This is a genomic window from Mycobacteriales bacterium, from assembly GCA_035550055.1.
Lineage (GTDB): Bacteria > Actinomycetota > Actinomycetes > JAFAQI01 > JAFAQI01 > DASZTV01.
The window spans coordinates 19556-36116 of the sequence record DASZRO010000109.1; the positions used below are offsets into that span (position 1 = coordinate 19556).

Consider the following 16561-nt stretch of genomic DNA (forward strand, 5'->3'; position numbering starts at 1 on the left):
CGTCGTTCCCCGCTCGATCGGAGTTGCCGTGCCCACCCGCCGCGCCACCACGCCTCCCCCGCTCACCGACGACGACGTGGACTCGTTGCGCGCCAAGGTCGCCAACGGCGAGAAGCCACGAGTGGTGGTGCGTGCCGCCTCCGCGTCCGTCGCCGCGGGCACGCGCGGCAACGTGATTCGGATGGGGGATCCCAAGGAGAGCGAGTACATCGTCGTGCGGCTCGGCAAGGACGAGGTGCCGTTCGCCCCTGCCGAGCTCGGCATGCCGGGACGGACGGCACCCCAACCCGAAGCCCGTACCGCTGCGCGGCCGGCGACTGCGCGGCCGGCGACGGATCGGCCGGCATCTACCCCACCGGCGGCCGCCCGCCCCGCCGCTGCCAGACCAGCCGCGACCCGCCGCGGCGCAGCGCGTACCGCCACGAAGCGGGTCCCGCCGCTGTCGGTGACGTTGCGCTTCTCGGGCGGAGCCTGGACCGTGGAGGCGCAACGCGGCGCACGGCGGCTGGCCCGACCGACCGCGTTGCGGCCTGGCGCGGTGACCGCGCTGGCCGACCACCTCGACGACGACTCACTCCGCGACGCCCTCGTCGAAGCCGTCGAGTCCTGCCGTTCGGTCGTCGAGGCACAGCGCGCCGAGCTGCGCGCAAAGCTCGAAGCCGCCGAGGCGGCGCTTCGCGACTACGACGCGAAGCCTCGTCGCCGGTGACGTTCGGCCCGTACGACGAACCGCCGGCTGATCCGGCGGGTGACGTCGTGCTGGCGCTGGTGCCACTTGCCGACGCGCTTCCGATCGCCTGGGACCGCTATTTGCGCAACCGGCTCCGCCACCCGTACCCGAAGTGGCTCGAAGCGGTGTTCGCCGACCCGCCCGAGCCGTGGCCGACGGTCCGCTCGTTCTGGCAGCACCACCACTACGACGCCCTCGCCGAACGATGGCGAGCCGCCGTCGGCGAACGCCTCGTGGTCAGCGTGGTCAGCGTGGCCGCGGCACCGGCGACAACTCGCCCGCCGCTGCCGGCCGCGGCGGCCGAGGTGGTGCGGCGCGTCAACGCCGCGTTCCACCACCGTGACTGGCCGGTGGACCGCTACGACCAAGTGGTACGACGCGGGCTGCTGCCGGCGCTGGCCGCACCCGCCGCGACCGCGACCGCGACGACCACGCCGGCCTGGGCGATCGAGCACGCCAACGAGATCGCCGCCGCCGACGCCGCGCGCATCGCGTCGTCGGGGATCCGGGTCGCCGGTGACCTCGCCGCACTCAGCGGCGTACCCGTGCCGGCCGGCACCGCGCACGACGGCCCGCCCGAGGCGCCGCACGCGTTGCCCGTCGACGCAGCGGCCGAGGCCGTCGTCGCGACGGTGACAGCGGTCGCGGCTACTTGGCCGCGCTAGGCGCACGGTTCGCCGGGCGCACCGGCGGCGTCGGCTCGTGAGGCCAGCGACGCGGGCCGGACCACAGCGCGGGCACCGCGTCGGTCTTGCAGGCGAGCTCGTAGGCGAGCCGCTCGTAGTTGACCCGCCAGCCGCGGAACTGCGGCCACGCCTGCTCGGCGGTGCGTTCGGTCTCGAAGCCGACCTCACGCAGCCGCTGTACTCCGGCGGCGAACTCCTCGAACGTCAGCTGGATCGACGCGTCCGGGTCCGGGTCGTCGTCGACGGCCAACCCGACCGCGCGTCCCATCTGCCTGAGGGCGGTGAAGCCCATCCGCAGACACAACCTCGGCTCGATCCGCTCCCGGCTCGGCGCCAGCGACAGCAACAGCGCCGCGGAGTCCATCACCGCGAGCAGACCGACGAGCCACGAGGACAGTGGCTGCGGCGAGCGGAACCGCATGAGCACCGGGTAGTTCGAGTGGCTCTCCGCGACGTCGGCCGCCCACCGTTCCCACCCGGCGTAGAACGCCGGCAGGTCGTCGCCGTCGCGGCCGATGCCGTACCTCGTCCGGGCCAGCAACTCCGGACCCCACGGCGGCGTCCCCGCACGCGAGCCGAGCAACGTCACCTCGGTCTCGCGGCGGTTGAACGCGCCGTAGAGCGTCGGCAGGTAGCCGATCTGGGCTGCGACCACGAACAGCCCGGAGGCGGCGGCGAGCACGTCCACCGCAACCGCGCCGTTGTCGTCCGGCGCGACGAAGCCGAGCGTGAACATCGATGACGCGATCTCGCGCAGCGCCTGGCCGAAGTCCTCGGTGAACGGCCAGACCAGCAGCGCATAGCCGACCAGGAAGCCGAGCAGCCAGACCGCGAGCAACGAGACCAGGTACACCGCCGCCTGCGCGGCGAGGATCGTGTCACGGTCCTCATAGCTGGACACCCGGCCAGCCGCGACCCGGAACACCCAGTCGACGCCCCGATCGACCGTGCGCCCGATCGGGCCGAGGCTCGCCCGCGGGATCACCAGCGTGCGCAGGACGCTGATGCCCGTGAACACCACCAAGAAGGCGCCGACGACCGCGACGACGTCCCTGAGCGCCTGCACGGTGTCAGCCCCCTGAGGTCAGCCCCCGAGTACGCCGAGCAGCGCGCCGAGCTCGTCCTGGATCGACGTCGGGACGATGTAGCCGTCCTGCTTCTCGATCTGGTCGAGGTTGTCCAGCACGTCCTCGGCGGTCGGGGTGTGTCCCTTGCCGCCGTACCAGCCCTGCGCCAGGCCGATGAAGACTCGCGCGTAGCGGCCACCGGCCGCCGAGAACGTCTCGTGGGTGAGCTCGCACGCCTCCGAGGCCAGGAAGGTCACGAGCGGGGTCACCGTCTCGGCCTGCAAAGCGGAGGCGGCGTCGCCGAGCAGCTCCATCGTCATCCGCGTGGCGGCGACGGGGCACACGACGTTGGACTTGATGCCGGCTTTCGCGCCCTCGATCGCCAGGACGTTCGACAGCCCCACGAGACCCATCTTCGCCGCGGCGTAGTTGGCCTGGCCGAAGTTCCCGAACACCCCGGCGTTGGACGAGGTGAAGACGAACCGGCCGTAGCCGTTCTCCTTCATCACCTTGAACGCCGGCTGCGACACGTAGAACGCGCCCTTCAGGTGCACGTCGAGGACCGCGTCGAGGTCGGCCCACTCCAGTTTCGCGAAGGACTTGTCACGCAGGATGCCGGCGTTGTTGATCACGACGTCGACCTTGCCGAACGCGTCCACGGCGGTCTTGACGATGTTCTCGCCGCCCTCGGGCGTCGACACGGAGTCATAGCTCGGGACGGCTTCGCCACCGGCGGCCTTGATCTCGTCGACGACCTTCTGTGCCGCGGTGTCGTCGCCACCCGTGCCGTCGACCGACCCGCCGAGGTCGTTGACCACGACCTTCGCGCCACGCCGGGCCATCTCGAGGGCGTAGGTCCGCCCGAGTCCGCCACCGGCGCCGGTGACAACCGCTACTCGTCCGTCAAAAGTGATCTCAGCCATTCGCACACCCTATAGAGGGTGGTGTTGACTCGGACACGTGCCGTCCAGCCGGAACATTCGCGCGCTCGGACTAGCCGGCTCGCTCGGCGGGATCACGACCACCGCCGGCACCGGCGCGGTGCTGATCGCTGCCAGCCGTCCCTGGTACGACAGTCTCGACAAGCCTCGCTGGGCGAGTCCCACGATCGCGTTCGCGCCCGCCTGGTCGGTCGTCGCGGCGAGCCAGGCGGTCGGCGCGTGGCTCGCGTGGCGCGCCGACGACGACCGCGACGCCCTCGACGTACCGGCGGTCTCCTCCTACGCCGTCCAGCTCTGGCTGAGCCTGGCGTGGCTGCTGCTGTTCTTCGGCTTCCGCAGGCCCGGCGTCGCGCTGCTCGAGGTGGCCGTGCTCTGGGTCGCGCTGGCTTTGACGGTCGCCGAGTTCGGGCGGCGTCACCGGATCGCGGCCGCGCTCATGGTCCCGTCGCTGCTGGCCGTCACCTACCTCGGCCTGCTCAACCTCGCCGTCTGGCGCCGCAACCGCAGCGAGTAGCTCGACGTCAGCGGGGTTCGACCTTCCAGCGCCGGTTGGCGAGGCTCGGCATCTTCTGCCGGCACTCGGCGACGCGGGCCGGGTCGACGTCGGCGACGGCGATCCCGTCCTGCTCGTCGAGCGAGGCGAGTACGTCGCCCCACGGGTCGACGACGATGCTGCCGCCGGTGTACGACGGCGGGGTCTGTACGGCGCCCGCGATGTAACAGACGTTCTCGATCGCCCGCGCGGTGGTCAACGCTCGCCACTGGGCGAGCTTGCTCGGTCCGGCCACCCACGCCGACGGGATCGCGACCAACTCGGCGCCGTCGTCGGCGAGCGCACGGGCCAGTTCGGGAAACCGGACGTCGTAGCAGGTCATGACGCCGACCGACATCCCGGCGCAGTCGAAGGTCAGCCGATCGTTCGGCTCGCCCGGCAGCAGCCGGTCGGACTCCATCCAGCCCAGCGCGTCGAACAGATGCTGCTTGCGGTAACTGCCGATCAGCGTGCCCGACCCGTCCACGGCGACGACCGTGTTGTAGACGCGATCCTCCCCGGCTGTCTCGAACATTCCCGCCACGACGGTGACTCCTCGTCGCTTCGCGACCTCGGCGAGCGCCGCCACGAAGGGACCGTCCAGCGGCTCGGCGACAGGCCCCAACGCGAGGTCGCGGTCGCCGAAGTCGTGCATCGACGCCTCAGGGGTGATGATCAGGTGCGCACCGTGATCGGCGGCGGCGTCGACGCTCGCCACGACGCGGGTCCGGTTCGCCTCCTTGTCCAGGTCGGCGGCGAACTGCGCGACGGCGATCCTCACGAGCCCATCCAACTACGCTTCGCGACATGAGTCGTGGAACGATCTTCGTCACAGGCGCGAGCACCGGAATCGGCCGCGCGACAGCGATCCGCCTCGCCGATGCCGGCTTCACCGTGATCCCGGGGTTGCGTCGCAACGAACCGCTGCCGGCGCCGGTCGCCGCCCCGGTCCTTCTCGACCTCGCCGACCCGGACTCGATCGCCCCCGCGTGCGAGGAGGTCCTCGCCCGCGCCGGCGGCAGCCTGGTCGGCATCGTCAACAACGCCGGCGTGAACGTCAGCGGAGTCTTCGAGGTGCTGCCGGTCGCCGAATGGCGGATGCAGTTCGAGGTGAACCTGTTCGGCCACCTTTCCGTCACCCAGGCCCTCCTGCCGGCTCTCATCGCCAGTCGCGGGCGCGTCGTGACCGTCGGCTCGATCGGCGGCCGGTTGTCGCTGCCGTACCTCGCGCCGTACTCCGCCTCGAAGTTCGCAGTCCGCGCGTGGATGGACGCGCTGCGTTGCGAGCTCACACCGCAGGGCGTGCGCGCCATCCTCATCGAGCCCGGCTCGATCGCGACCCCGATCTGGGAGAAGGGCACGTCGGCGGCGAGCGCCCACATCGACGACATGCCAGAGGACATCCAGGCGAGATACCGCCGGCACATGAACGGCGCGCTGAAGACGGCCGCCCTTGCGGCACGGCACGCGATTCCCGCCGATCGCTGCGCGAAGGTGATCGAACGCGCGTTGACCGCCAAGCACCCGAAGGGCCGCTACCTGGTCGGTCCGGACGCGCGCGTGGAGGCCGTGATCTCGATCATGCCGACCCGCGTTCTCGACGGGATCGCAGCGGCGATGATGCGACCGAGCGACTAGATGGTCCTGCGCGGCTTCGGTACGACGATCTTCGCCGAGATGTCGGCGCTCGCGACCGCGACCGGCGCGATCAATCTCGGCCAGGGGTTCCCGGACACCGACGGACCGCCTGCGATGCTCGACCGAGCCGTTCATGGTCTGCGCAACGGTGAGAACCAGTACCCGCCGGGACCCGGCGTCCCGGCGCTGCGCGATGCGATCGCCGCGCACCGCGAGCTGCACTACCGACTTTCCTACGACCCGGCGAGCGAGGTCCTCGTCACCGTCGGGGCAACCGAGGCAGTCGCCGCCGCCATGCTCGGGTTGTGCGATCCCGGCGACGAGGTCGTCCTGTTCGAGCCGTACTACGACTCCTACGCCGCCGCCATCGAGCTCGCCGGCGCCAGACGGGTGCCCGTGGCGCTGCGTCCCGACTCGTCCGGACGGTTCGGTTTCGATCCCGACGAGCTGCGTGCCGCCATCACCCCGCGCACGCGGCTGCTACTGATCAACTCCCCCCACAACCCGACCGGAACCGTGCTGACCGGCGACGAGCTTGCCGTCATCGCTGCCTTGTGCCGTGACCACGACCTGTTGGTCGTCACCGACGAGGTGTACGAGCACCTCACCTACGACGGCACAGCGCACGTACCGATCGCGACCCTGCCGGGGATGCGCGAGCGGTGCCTGGCGATCTCGAGCGCGGGCAAGACGTTCAGCGTCACCGGCTGGAAGATCGGGTGGGTCTGCGGCCCCGAACCGCTGCTGCGCCAGGTCAACACCGTCAAGCAGTTCCTGACCTTCACCCACAACCCGGCGATGCAGCACGCCGTCGCCTACGCACTGGGCAACGAGCTCGGGTGGGTGGCCGACCTGCGTTCCTCGCTCGCTCGTGCGCGCGACCTGCTCGCCGACGGCCTGGAGCGAGTCGGCATGGCTGTCACGCGCCCAGAGGGGACGTACTTCATCCAGGCCGACATCCGCCCGCTCGGGACCAGCGACGGCAACGCCTTCGCCCGCCAGCTCCCGCACGCCGCTGGGGTGGTCGGCGTCCCGACTGCGGTGTTCTGCGACTCGACCGCCGGCGACCCGTTCGTCAGGTTCGCCTTCTGCAAGCGGCCGGAGGTGATCGACGAGGCAGTTCAGCGGCTGGCGAGGTTCGCGGCAACCGTCGCGCCGAGCTCGTAGAGCGCCTCGCGGTCGCCTCGCGTCGGCGCACCCGTCACCGACAACGGCTTCGCCACCGCCACCCACCCCAGACCTGTCGTGATGGTCTCGATGGAGCCGAGCGCGCCCTCCGTGCCGAGGTTGCCGTGCACGTACGCCGCGTACGGCCGACCCTTGGTCGCCTCGAGCACCGGGTAGTAGACGGTGTCGAAGAAGTGCTTGAGGGCCCCTGACATGTAGCCGATGTTCGCCGGCGTACCGAGCAGGTAGCCGTCGGCGCCGAGGACGTCGACCGGCCCTGCGACCAAGGCGGGCACAACCACGACCTCGACGTCCTCGATCGCGTCGTCGCGGGCGCCGGACACGACCGCTTCGAGCATCTCCTGCATCGCGGGCGAAGGCGTGTGATGCACGACCAGGAGTCTCGACACGCGCTCATTGTGGTACGACACGACCATGACCGATGCCGAGCAGGACACCTTCGACGTCATCGTGATCGGTGGCGGCCCGCCCGGCGAGAACGCCGCCGACTACGCCCACCGCGGCGGGCTGAGCGCCGCGCTCGTGGAGTCCGAGCTGGTCGGCGGCGAATGCTCTTACTGGGCGTGCATGCCGAGCAAGGCGCTGTTGCGACCGGTCGAGGTCGCGGCCGCCGCCCGGGCACTGCCCGGGATCCGGGTCGGCGACGCGCTCGACGCCGACCAGGTGCTCGCCCGCCGTGACGAGTTCACCAGCCACCACGACGACAGCGGCCAGGTGAAGTGGGCGGAAGGCGCGGGCATCACCGTGGTCCGCGGCCACGGCCGGCTTGCCGGGGTACGCCGGGTCGCGGTCACCGGCCCCGACGGCACGGTGCGGGACCTGACCGCCCGCCACGCGGTAGTGCTCGCCACCGGCACCGCCGCCGCCGTCCCGCCGATCCCGGGCCTGCGCGAGGCGCGGCCATGGACCTCCCGCGAGGTCACCAACATGAAGTCGGTCCCCGACCGGATCGTGGTGATCGGCGGCGGCGTGGTCGGCTGCGAGGCCGCCGTCTGGCTCAACGGGCTCGGCGCCAAGGTGACACTCGCAGCGCGAGACGAACGCCTGCTCACCCGCAACGAGCCGTTCGCCGGCGACCTGCTCGCCGACGCGCTGCGCGAGTCGGGCGTCGACGTTCGACTCTCGGCGGACGTGAGCGACGTACGCCGGTCCGGGGCCTCGGTCACCGCGACCATCGACGGTGAGGCGGTGACCGCCGGCGAAGTGCTCATCGCCGCCGGTCGCACGCCCCGCACCGCCGACCTCGGGCTGTCCGCGGTCGGGCTCCCTGACGGCGGCTTCCTCACGACCGACGACAGCATGCTTGTCGAGGGTGTGGCCGGTGAGTGGCTCTATGCGGTCGGCGACATCGCCGGCCGCGCGATGCTGACCCACATGGGCAAGTACCAGGCGCGCGTCGCAGGAGACGTCATCGCCGCGCGCGCGAAGGGCGAGGTCCCGGAAGGCAAGCGCTACGCGGCTTCGAGCGACCACGCTGCGGTGCCGCAGGTCACGTTCACCGACCCGCAGGTCGCCTCCGTGGGCCTCACCGAGGCCGACGCGCGCAGCGCGGGCCGCAACGTCCGCACGGTCGAGTACGACATCGGTCACGTGGCCGGGGCGTCGTTGCTACGCGACGGCTACACCGGTCGCGCCAAGCTGGTCATCGACGGCGACGACCACACGCTGCTCGGTGCCACGTTCGTGGGCCCCGAGGTCGGCGAGCTGCTGCACTCGGCCACAGTCGCCCTGGTCGGGAAGGTGCCGATGGAGACGCTCTGGCACGCCGTCCCGTCCTACCCCACCGTCAGCGAGGTCTGGCTGCGCCTGCTCGAGGCGTACCGGTCTGAGTGAGGTCCTCCGCGTCGCTGAGGCGGGCGATCGCGGCAGCGCTCGCCATCGACTCGACCGGCTTCGCCCCGCTGGTCGCGTTGCGGGGCGCGATCGGGGTGGCGATCCCGGTGAGCATCGGGCTGGCCACCAACCACCCGGCTGAAGGAGCGATTGCCGCCGCCGGTGCGCTGCCTGCCGGTGCGGCTGCGCTGGGCAACCGGCAGCTGGCCGGCCATCGGATCATCGCGGCGACCGCGGTCGGCATGGCGCTCAGCACGTTCGCCGGCGGCCTGGTCGCCGGCCATCTGGTCGCCACCTTGCTGGTGCTCGCCGGCTGGGGGTTCGCCGCCGGGCTGACCGTCGTCCTGGGCAGGGACGCGACTGTCGTCGGCATCCAGGCTGTGATCGGCGTGGTGGTCTTCGGTCGCTTTCCCGGCAGCGTCTCGTCATGCGCCCTCCATGCCGGATGGGTGCTTGCCGGCGCCGGCCTGCAAGGAGTCCTTGCCGCTGTGCTGCGCTCCCCGATGCGTTTCGCGGCGGAGCGACGCATCCTTGCCTCGGTCTACGACCAGCTCGCGAGCATCGCGAGGGACCCGGACCACACCGGGACCGTGGCCGCGTCGCAGACAGCGGCCGCCAGCGCGATGCTCGACCGCCGCAGCCCCGACGACGACGTCGCGCTGGTCCGCGGCATCGCCGACGAAGCCGAGCGGATCCGCATCGAGCTGCAGTCGCTGGCGACGGCGAAGCAGGTCGACGAGCTGCCCGCGATCAGCGCGGCCGTGACGAGCTGGCTGCAGCGGCTCGCCGGGTCCATCCGGGACGGGTCGGCGGCGCCGGGCGAGCCGGACGGTCTCGACGACGCGGTCCGCCGGTTGCACGATGCGCGGGTCGCCGCGCCCGCCGGACGCCGCGGCACCGCGGTGCGGTACGCCGAGGCCCGCGTGTCGGCGCTGCTCGGGCAGCTGCGCGCGGTCGATCGCATGGTCGACGCGCTCGCCGGCATCCGTCGGATCGCACTGCCGCATCGCCCCAACGCCCCGACGCAGCTGGCGCTCGCGCTGCCCCGGCAGACCGCCACGGCCGCTCAGCGGTTGCGCGACGCCGCCGTCGACACCCGATCCTCGGCGTTCCGCCACGCAGTGCGGCTCGCCGTGCTGCTGCCCGCTGCCGAAGCGCTCAGTCACGCGCTGCCGTGGCAGCGCGGCTACTGGGTGACGTTGACCGCCCTACTCGTCCTCAAGCCGGACTACGCAGCAACCTCCCAGCGCGGCATCGCCAGAATCGCCGGGACCGCGATAGGCGTGCTGGCTGCGGGCGGCTTCGTCGTCGAGGTCCACCCCGGCACCGCTTTGCTCGTCACGCTGATCGCGGTGACGAGCTGGGCGGCCTACACCTGCTTCGCCGCCTCGTACGCGATCTACACCGTCCTGATCACCGCGCTCGTGGTGCTGCTGCTGTCCCCGATCGGGGGCGCCGAGCTGTCGACGGTCGCCGACCGCGGGCTCGACACGTTGATCGGCGGCGCGATCGCGCTGGCCGGTTACCTGGTGTGGCCGACCTGGGAGAAGCGATCACTCGAGGCGTCGGTGGACGGCGTCCTCGCCGCTCTCGCGACGTACGCCGATACGGTGCTGTCGCGCTACGTCGATCCCGACAGCGCCGATCCCGCTGCCGCCGGCCACGCGGCTGTCGCGGCGAGGCGAGCACGGATGGTGGCCGTCGAGTCCCTCGAACGCGCCACCGGCGAGCCGCGTCGTGGCGGCGCCGATGTCGCCGACGCGGCACGGCGGCTCGCGGCGGCACGTCGGATCGTGATCAGCCTCCACGCACTTCGCGCCACGGTCGACGACGCGGCCGAGCACGTTTCGGTCCCGGAGCTCGCGCCCCTGCGTGACGCCATGGTGGAGGCGCTGAAGGCGGTCTCGCGACGACAACGTGCGCAGGTGAGCGAGCTGCGCTCGATGCAGGAGAACCTCGACGCCGACGTCGCCGGTGACCTCCACGGCCTGCACGCCCGGCGGCTGGCCCTGCTCGCGGCGCAGCTCGACCCGCTGGTCGACAGCATCGACACCCTGGCCCACGTCAGCGGTGACGCGTCAGCGCAGCCGCCGCACGTTTGACTCACCGGACGGCGGGAGCTGGCTCTCGTCGTAGGCGGCCGGGGTGGCGCCGACGAACGCGTCGAGCTCGCCGTCGGCCATCACCCGGGCACGAAGCACGCCTCCGGCCGCAAACCGCGCCAGGTCGGAGCGGTCGAGCGCGAGGTCGCTGGCGGCGAGCACCAGGTTGCCCGACCGCCGGCCGCGCAGCACGGCGGGCTCCACCAACAAGACGACGTCGGCGAAGACCGTTCGCAACGTCGCGACCACCGTCTTCGCCAACGCGAACGGCGTTGCATCGGAGATGTTGCAGACGTAGAGACCCTCGTCCTGGAGCGCGGCGCGCGCCGCAGCCAGGGAGACGTGCGGGTACACCGACATCACGGTGTCCGGGCCGGTGTAGACGTCGCTGACCAACAGGTCCAGCGTGCCCGCCGGGGTCTCGTCGAGCGCGGTCAGAGCGTCGATGACGTCCAGCTCGAACTTCGGTTGCGGGTCGATCGAGAGGGCAAGGCCCGCGATCTCCGCCGAGGCCTCGGCTACCCGCTGCGGCGATCCGGGATAGCGCTCGGCCACCCACCGAGGGACGGTGCATAGCCCGCCGCCGAGATGCAGCGCGGCGAGCGGCTCGTCCTGCGGGAACGCCGTCTCGATCGCGTACCTCATGAGCTGGACGTACTCGAACTCCAGATGACAAGGGTCGTCGAGATCGACGAACGACTGCTCGGACGCACCGACCATCAGCCACCAGCCGGCCGGGCGTTCCGCGTCGCGCAGAAGCTCGACTCTCACCCTTCGATCATCTCGGCCGGCAGCCGCGTCCGTGCCGCGGCGGTCGCCCCGACCGACGCGATCACCACACAGCCGAGTGCGAGCCACTCCCGGTCGCGAAGGTGCTGCCCGAGGAAGACCAGGCCGGACAGGGCCGCCATCGCCGGCTCGAGCGACATGAGCACTCCGAAGATCGCCGCCCGCATCCGCCGCAGCGCCAGCAGCTCGAGCGAGTAGGGCACGACCGAGGACAGCAGCGCGACCGCGAGCCCCTTGCCGAGCACCGCAGGCCGCGTCAGCGCCTTCCCGCCGGCGACCAACCCGTACGGCGCGGTCAGCACGGCGCCGACGACGAGCGCGACGGCGAGGCCGCTGAGCCCCGGCACCACCTGTCCGACCCGCTGCGAGAGCAGGATGTAGCCCGCCCAGCAGACAGCCGCCACCGCTGCGCAGACCACCCCGGTCGCGGACAGCTGCCCGCCGCCGCCGCCCAGCAGGACGACCCCGGCGGCGGCGAGCACCACCCACACCCCGTCGACCATCCGCCGAGACCCACCGATGGCCACCGCCAGCGGGCCGAGGAACTCGATCGTCACCGCGACACCGAGCGGGATCCGGTCCAAGGCGAGATAGAACGACGCGTTCATCGCCGCCAGCACCACCCCGAACCCGACGGTCAGGCCGAGGTCGGTCCGCGAGAACGCACGGACCGGAGGTCGGACCACGCCGCAGAGGATCACGGCCGCGATCGCAAGCCGCAGCAGCACCGCCCCGCCCGCGCCGACGGCGGGGAACAGCTTGATCGCCACCGCGGCGCCGCTCTGCACGCTCGCGATCGCGGCGACCACCAACACCGGCGCGGGGACCACGTCGGTGTTGCGCACCCGCTCAGTGTTGTCCACATCGCACAGTTCGCGATGGCGCGGATCCGCGGCCCTCGTCGACGCTCGTTCGATGCCGATCCGAATGCCGAGCCTCGCCGCGATCCGCCGGGTCTGCCAGGACGATTCGATGCCCGACGGTCAGCTGCGCCTGCTGTTCGTCCGAGACGGCGCGCGGGTCGGACTCGTGCAGCGAGCGAGCGAGAGCGCCAACAACGCCGACCAGTTCCTCGCTCGCTATCTGGTGGACATGATCAACGACGTTGCTGCGCCCGGCGTCGTCGTCGCGGTCAGCCGCCACGACGGGCGGGCGACCCACTCCGACCGTCAGCTGTGGTCGATGCTCGGGGAGCTGCTGGCGCCCACGACGACGACGCTGCTCGACGTCGTCGCGATCGGCTCGAAGCGGGTCTGGTCGGTACGCCGGGCCCGTCCGCTCAACGCCCCGCGGCGCGCCCGCGCCGGCCAGCATCGCGCGGGACGTAGATCGGCATCCCGCGCAGCGGCTCGCTGACCTGGAAGATCACCCAGTGCGATGCGACGTCGGTGAAGTAGGACTGGTTGGTCACGAGAATGCTGCGGCCGAGGAACTGCACGCTCGTCGGGGTGTCCCACGGGACCGGCGAGCCTCCGAACCCGGCCAGACACGACGGGAGCTCCCCGAGCTCGTGCCAACCGCCGGCGTAGCGCGCCAGCTCGACCACGCAGTTGGCCGCCGGGCCTGCCATGGCCACGAAGATGTGCCGCCGGTCGGCTGAGACCGCGAAACCGTCCGGCGCCTGCGCGGCCTTGCTCGACCACAGCGTGGTGATCGCGCCGGCGCGGTCGTGGCGCGTGACGGCGATTCGGTAGAGCCGGCCCCGCGCGGTGTTGTCGGCGAGGTCGAGCGTCGTCAGCCCACCGGTCGCCGCGGTCACCAGCACGCTGTGATGACCGGGCATCAGCACGATTCCGGCCGGCCCGAACAGCTCCCCGTCGAATCGCTTGTCGTTGAGCCACACGCTCGCCTTCCCGCCACCGGGCGGGACTCGCCAGATCAGCTCCTGCGCGTAGTCGGTGACGAGCAGTGCCCCGTCGGGCAGCCAGGCGGCGTAGTCGGGTTCCGGTGCGTTGTCGAGCACGGTGTTGCTGCAGCCGGTCGAGCGGTGCGCGGCCGAACACGTCGGCACGTCGGCGAAGGTGGCATACGTGTGCTGCGCGCCGGTGCGAGGGTTGAGCACGAGCACGCGCGCCGGGTCCTGATCGAGCAGGTAGAGGCGGCCGCCGCGGTCGCGTGCGGCGACTTGTACGCCGTGCGTCTTGTTGGGGGCCTGACCCTTGACGGTGAAGGTGCGCAGCAACGCGCCGGCGGCGTCGTACTCGAACACCTTCGACGGCGAGCTGTCCGTGCCCGCCAGGTCCTCGAACGTGCCGACGAACACCCGGCGGTCAGGTGTCACCAGCGTCAGGGACGGTTCGCCGGGCGCCCTGACGTGAGCGAAGACCTTGATGCCGGCGGCGGCCACTGGCGCGCCCGCGTTCGCCATCACGGGCGCGGCGACCGAGGCCAGCCCGATCGCGACGCCGAGCAGGCGTCGGATCACAGCTTGGACCTGACCTCGTCCGCCGCTCGGTAGCCGGAGCGGACCGCGCCGTCCATGTAGCCGTGCCAGTACGTCGCGGTCTCGGTCCCGGCCCAGTGGATGCGCCCGATCGGCTTGGCCAGATGCGGGCCGTACTCGCTGATCGTGCCTGGCGCCGCGATGGCGACCGGACAGCCTCGGGTCCACTGCTCACGCGTCCAGTCCATGAGCTCGACGGAGGTGGGCTTCGGGATCGGCTTGCCCTTGTTGAAGAAGGTCGAGAAGTTCGACAGCACGGCGTGTTTGAGCGCCTCCGGGCGGCCGCTGAACCGGCGCGCCTCGTCGCCACCGACGAACCCGAGCAGGCCGCCGATCTTGCCGTCCTGCGGGGAGACGTCGAACGTCGTCTTCGCCGGCCCGAGCACGCTGACCGCGGCACCGGACAACCCGTTGTCGCGCCACCACGGCCGGTCGAAGAACGCCTCGACCTTGATCAACTGACCCTGCGGGCTGCGCTGGGTCAGCGCGTCGCGGGCCGAGGGAAGCAGCGGGTGGTACTCGATCCGGCCGGCCAGCGTCGGCGGGATCGCGACGATGACGTACTTCGCGCGGTACGTCGTGTCCTCCGTCGCCACCTCGACTCCGGCGCCGTCCTGGGTGATCTTGTAGACCGCGCTGTTGAGCCGGACCCGACCTGGACCGAGCCGCTTCGCCAGCCGGATCGAGATGACCTGTGAGCCCTCGACGAAGCGTTGAGCCTGCGCGCCGCCTCGAGTGTCGATGAGCCGCTCGAACGTGCCCGGGCTGGAGCCGTCGGTCGCCGTCGACACGTAGGCGAGGGCGTCGAGCAGGGACACCTCGCGCGGCTCGGCGCCGACCAGCGCCTCGAACGCGGCGGACACGACACCCATGAACTTGTCGGTCGCGCCGACGGCGACGCCTCGCAGCCAGGTGTCGAGGGTCTCCCGGTCGTATGGCCCGGCGTTCACCGCCTCCCAGGGCGCCTCGACTGGGATGGTCGTCGCGAGCTGGTCGATCAACGGGATGACGGCGAGGACGTCCGGCAGGATCGTCGGGTCCGGCGGCGCGGTGCCGAGCAGCGGGGTCTTGTCGCTGTAGGTGATGACGCCGCCGTCGTAGAAGACCTGGTCACCGTCGTCGGGCTGGTCGAAGGCGTGCACTCCCATTTCCTTGGCGAGCTTGGCGATCTCGGTCTGCGTCGGACCGATCCAGGTCCCGCCCATGTCCCCGTGATAGCCGTTGGGCAGCGGATGGTTGAGCGTCCGGCCGCCGACCCGGTCTCGCGCTTCGAGCACGACCACGGAGTGACCGTGCTGCTGGAGCTCTCGCGCGGCCGACAGCCCGGCGAGGCCCGCACCCACCACGACCACGTCGACGTGGCGGGGTCGGCGCTTCGTCGACGGCGCCGCGTCCGCACGAGCCGCGGTCGCCGCCGCGCCTGCCAACGACGCGGCGACGCCGCCCTGCAACAGCCCTCGACGGGTGATGGTTCCGCTCATCGGCGAGCCGGCTCCTTCCGAGTGATCGCGCGAGCGATCCGGCGGGCGTCGATCGCCAGCTCGCGAAACATCCCGCTCATCGGGTTAGTGAACCCGGTGAACCACAGGCCGGGTGCGTCAGGGTGACACCGGGCGCCGTGAACCTTCGGTCGCCCGTCGCCACGCAGCACGCCGAGATGCCCGACCAGCGGCTCGAGCCCGCGGCGGTAGCCCGTCGCAGCGATAACCACCTGCGGTTCGATGACCGCCCCGTCGGCCAGGCGCACCTGTCGGCCGGCAAACTCCACCGGCGCGGCCACGACCTCGATCCGGCCCGCCTTGACCAGGTCGACGAAACCGATGTCGAGCATCGGGATGGCGTCGTCCCGCCTGACCCGCTCGTAGAGCCCGTCGGCCGGGGCGGGCAGGCCGTACGGCGTCAGGTCGCCGAGCGTCAGGCGGCGCATCACCCGAGCGATCGGATCGAACACCGCGTTGGGCGCGTAACGGAAGACCACCCCGAGCAGCTGGTTCGGGATTCCGTTCAGCTCGCGATACACGATGTGCGGCGGGTTCCGGATCGCGATCCGGACCCGCTGCGCGCCGGTCTCGACCAGGTCGATCGCGATCTCGGCGCCGGTGTTGCCGGCTCCGACGACCAGCACATCCTTGCCGACGTAGGGCGTGGCGTTGCGGTACCGGCTCGCGTGGAGCAGCTCGCCGTCGAAGTCGGCGACGCCGGGCCAGTCCGGCACGACCGGCGTGTGGTTGTAGCCGGTGGCGACCACCACGTGCGCAGCCGTCCGGTCACCCTGATCGCTTCGCAGCACCCACCCGTCGCCGTCGCGGTCGATGCGGTCGATAGCGGTGTTGAAGGTGGGCCGAATGCCGTGATGGGCGGCGTAGGCCTCCAGGTAGCGCACCACGTCGCCGCGGGCGACCCAGTTGCCGTACTCGCGCGGGATCGGGTAGCCGGGCAGGCTCGACAGCCAGCGAACGGTGTGCAGATGCAGTCGCTCGTAGTGGCCGCGCCAGGTGGAGGCCACCGCATCGGCGCGATCGACGACCTCGGTGTCGACGCCGCGGCCGCGAAGCGTCGCGGCTACCGCCAACCCCCCGGGGCCGGCGCCGATCACCACCGCGTCGGACATC

At 71.6% G+C, this 16561-nt stretch carries 17 protein-coding genes; 8 read left to right on the forward strand and 9 right to left on the reverse strand.

The genetic code is table 11. From position 1 onward, the window contains the following. Positions 1–28 precede the first annotated feature (28 nt). Both VG899_15830 and VG899_15835 read left to right on the forward strand, forming a co-directional pair. On the forward strand, positions 29–709 hold the full coding sequence (locus tag VG899_15830; protein ID HWA67832.1) for a DUF6319 family protein: 681 nt from the start codon (positions 29–31) through the stop codon (positions 707–709). Further along, positions 706–1395 carry a hypothetical protein gene (locus tag VG899_15835; GenBank protein HWA67833.1) on the forward strand — a complete coding sequence of 230 codons (690 nt, stop codon included), beginning with the start codon at positions 706–708 and terminating at the stop codon, positions 1393–1395. Before VG899_15830 ends, VG899_15835 begins: the two co-directional genes overlap by 4 nt. Here the strand turns inward: VG899_15835 and VG899_15840 are convergent. Together VG899_15840 and VG899_15845 are read right to left on the reverse strand one after the other, a co-directional pair. Further along, positions 1379–2482 (reverse strand): hypothetical protein, encoded by a 1104-nt coding sequence (locus tag VG899_15840; GenBank protein HWA67834.1) that lies wholly within the window; start codon positions 2480–2482, stop codon positions 1379–1381. The genes VG899_15835 and VG899_15840 overlap by 17 nt on opposite strands. An 18-nt stretch (positions 2483–2500) precedes the next feature. Continuing rightward, positions 2501–3406, reverse strand: a complete 906-nt coding sequence (locus tag VG899_15845) for an SDR family NAD(P)-dependent oxidoreductase (GenBank protein ID HWA67835.1) — start codon at positions 3404–3406, stop codon at positions 2501–2503. Positions 3407–3443: 37 nt separating this feature from the next. Here VG899_15845 and VG899_15850 point away from each other — a divergent pair, with 37 nt between their 5' ends. Next, positions 3444–3938, forward strand: coding sequence for a TspO/MBR family protein (locus tag VG899_15850; GenBank protein ID HWA67836.1), 495 nt, complete (start codon positions 3444–3446; stop codon positions 3936–3938). A 7-nt stretch (positions 3939–3945) separates the two neighbouring features. Here the strand turns inward: VG899_15850 and VG899_15855 are convergent, their stop codons facing one another. Beyond that, complete coding sequence (locus VG899_15855; protein HWA67837.1) at positions 3946–4737, reverse strand: carbon-nitrogen hydrolase family protein; 792 nt, start codon at positions 4735–4737, stop codon at positions 3946–3948. 26 nt (positions 4738–4763) lie between these two features. On the opposite strand from VG899_15855, the gene VG899_15860 reads away from it, so the two are divergent. Continuing rightward, complete coding sequence (locus VG899_15860; protein HWA67838.1) at positions 4764–5594, forward strand: SDR family oxidoreductase; 831 nt, start codon at positions 4764–4766, stop codon at positions 5592–5594. Then, positions 5595–6761: a pyridoxal phosphate-dependent aminotransferase gene (locus tag VG899_15865; protein ID HWA67839.1), complete on the forward strand. Its 1167-nt coding sequence runs from the start codon at positions 5595–5597 to the stop codon at positions 6759–6761. On the opposite strand, the gene VG899_15870 is transcribed toward VG899_15865, so the two are convergent. Next, on the reverse strand, positions 6716–7171 hold the full coding sequence (locus VG899_15870; GenBank protein ID HWA67840.1) for a flavodoxin family protein: 456 nt from the start codon (positions 7169–7171) through the stop codon (positions 6716–6718). The genes VG899_15865 and VG899_15870 overlap by 46 nt on opposite strands. Positions 7172–7196: 25 nt before the next feature. Between VG899_15870 and VG899_15875 the strand changes: the two genes are divergently transcribed. Beyond that, the gene (locus VG899_15875) at positions 7197–8615 is read left to right on the forward strand and encodes an NAD(P)/FAD-dependent oxidoreductase (protein ID HWA67841.1); all 1419 of its coding nucleotides are present in this window, start codon (positions 7197–7199) and stop codon (positions 8613–8615) included. Beyond that, positions 8612–10717 (forward strand): FUSC family protein, encoded by a 2106-nt coding sequence (locus VG899_15880; GenBank protein HWA67842.1) that lies wholly within the window; start codon positions 8612–8614, stop codon positions 10715–10717. The genes VG899_15875 and VG899_15880 overlap by 4 nt, the downstream gene beginning before the upstream one ends. Here VG899_15880 and VG899_15885 read toward each other — a convergent pair. After that, positions 10694–11488, reverse strand: a complete 795-nt coding sequence (locus VG899_15885) for a fused MFS/spermidine synthase (protein HWA67843.1) — start codon at positions 11486–11488, stop codon at positions 10694–10696. The genes VG899_15880 and VG899_15885 overlap by 24 nt on opposite strands. Beyond that, a complete protein-coding gene (locus VG899_15890; protein HWA67844.1) occupies positions 11485–12369 on the reverse strand; it encodes an EamA family transporter in 885 nt (294 codons plus the stop codon). Before VG899_15890 ends, VG899_15885 begins: the two co-directional genes overlap by 4 nt. A gap of 52 nt (positions 12370–12421) precedes the next feature. Between VG899_15890 and VG899_15895 the strand changes: the two genes are divergently transcribed. Further along, positions 12422–12862, forward strand: a complete 441-nt coding sequence (locus VG899_15895; GenBank protein ID HWA67845.1) for a hypothetical protein — start codon at positions 12422–12424, stop codon at positions 12860–12862. On the opposite strand, the gene VG899_15900 is transcribed toward VG899_15895, so the two are convergent. Genes VG899_15900 through VG899_15910 form a run of 3 tightly spaced genes read right to left on the reverse strand, consistent with a single transcriptional unit; the run spans position 12786 to position 16560 of the window. Further along, positions 12786–13931 carry a hypothetical protein gene (locus VG899_15900; protein HWA67846.1) on the reverse strand — a complete coding sequence of 382 codons (1146 nt, stop codon included), beginning with the start codon at positions 13929–13931 and terminating at the stop codon, positions 12786–12788. The genes VG899_15895 and VG899_15900 overlap by 77 nt on opposite strands. Continuing rightward, positions 13928–15430 (reverse strand): flavin monoamine oxidase family protein, encoded by a 1503-nt coding sequence (locus VG899_15905; protein ID HWA67847.1) that lies wholly within the window; start codon positions 15428–15430, stop codon positions 13928–13930. The genes VG899_15900 and VG899_15905 overlap by 4 nt, the downstream gene beginning before the upstream one ends. Then, complete coding sequence (locus VG899_15910; GenBank protein ID HWA67848.1) at positions 15427–16560, reverse strand: NAD(P)/FAD-dependent oxidoreductase; 1134 nt, start codon at positions 16558–16560, stop codon at positions 15427–15429. The genes VG899_15905 and VG899_15910 overlap by 4 nt, the downstream gene beginning before the upstream one ends. Position 16561: the final 1 nt, after the last annotated feature.

What these genes read in the sequence shown, in the direction of transcription:
- VG899_15860 (HWA67838.1), top strand. Translation starts at nt 4,764, where the DNA reads ATGAGTCGTGGAACGATCTTCGTCACAGGCGCGAGCACCGGAATCGGC.
- VG899_15865 (HWA67839.1), top strand. Translation starts at nt 5,595, where the DNA reads ATGGTCCTGCGCGGCTTCGGTACGACGATCTTCGCCGAGATGTCGGCG.
- VG899_15845 (HWA67835.1), bottom strand. Translation starts at nt 3,406, where the DNA reads ATGGCTGAGATCACTTTTGACGGACGAGTAGCGGTTGTCACCGGCGCC.
- VG899_15895 (HWA67845.1), top strand. Translation starts at nt 12,422, where the DNA reads ATGCCGATCCGAATGCCGAGCCTCGCCGCGATCCGCCGGGTCTGCCAG.
- VG899_15875 (HWA67841.1), top strand. Translation starts at nt 7,197, where the DNA reads ATGACCGATGCCGAGCAGGACACCTTCGACGTCATCGTGATCGGTGGC.
- VG899_15910 (HWA67848.1), bottom strand. Translation starts at nt 16,560, where the DNA reads ATGTCCGACGCGGTGGTGATCGGCGCCGGCCCCGGGGGGTTGGCGGTA.
- VG899_15905 (HWA67847.1), bottom strand. Translation starts at nt 15,430, where the DNA reads ATGAGCGGAACCATCACCCGTCGAGGGCTGTTGCAGGGCGGCGTCGCC.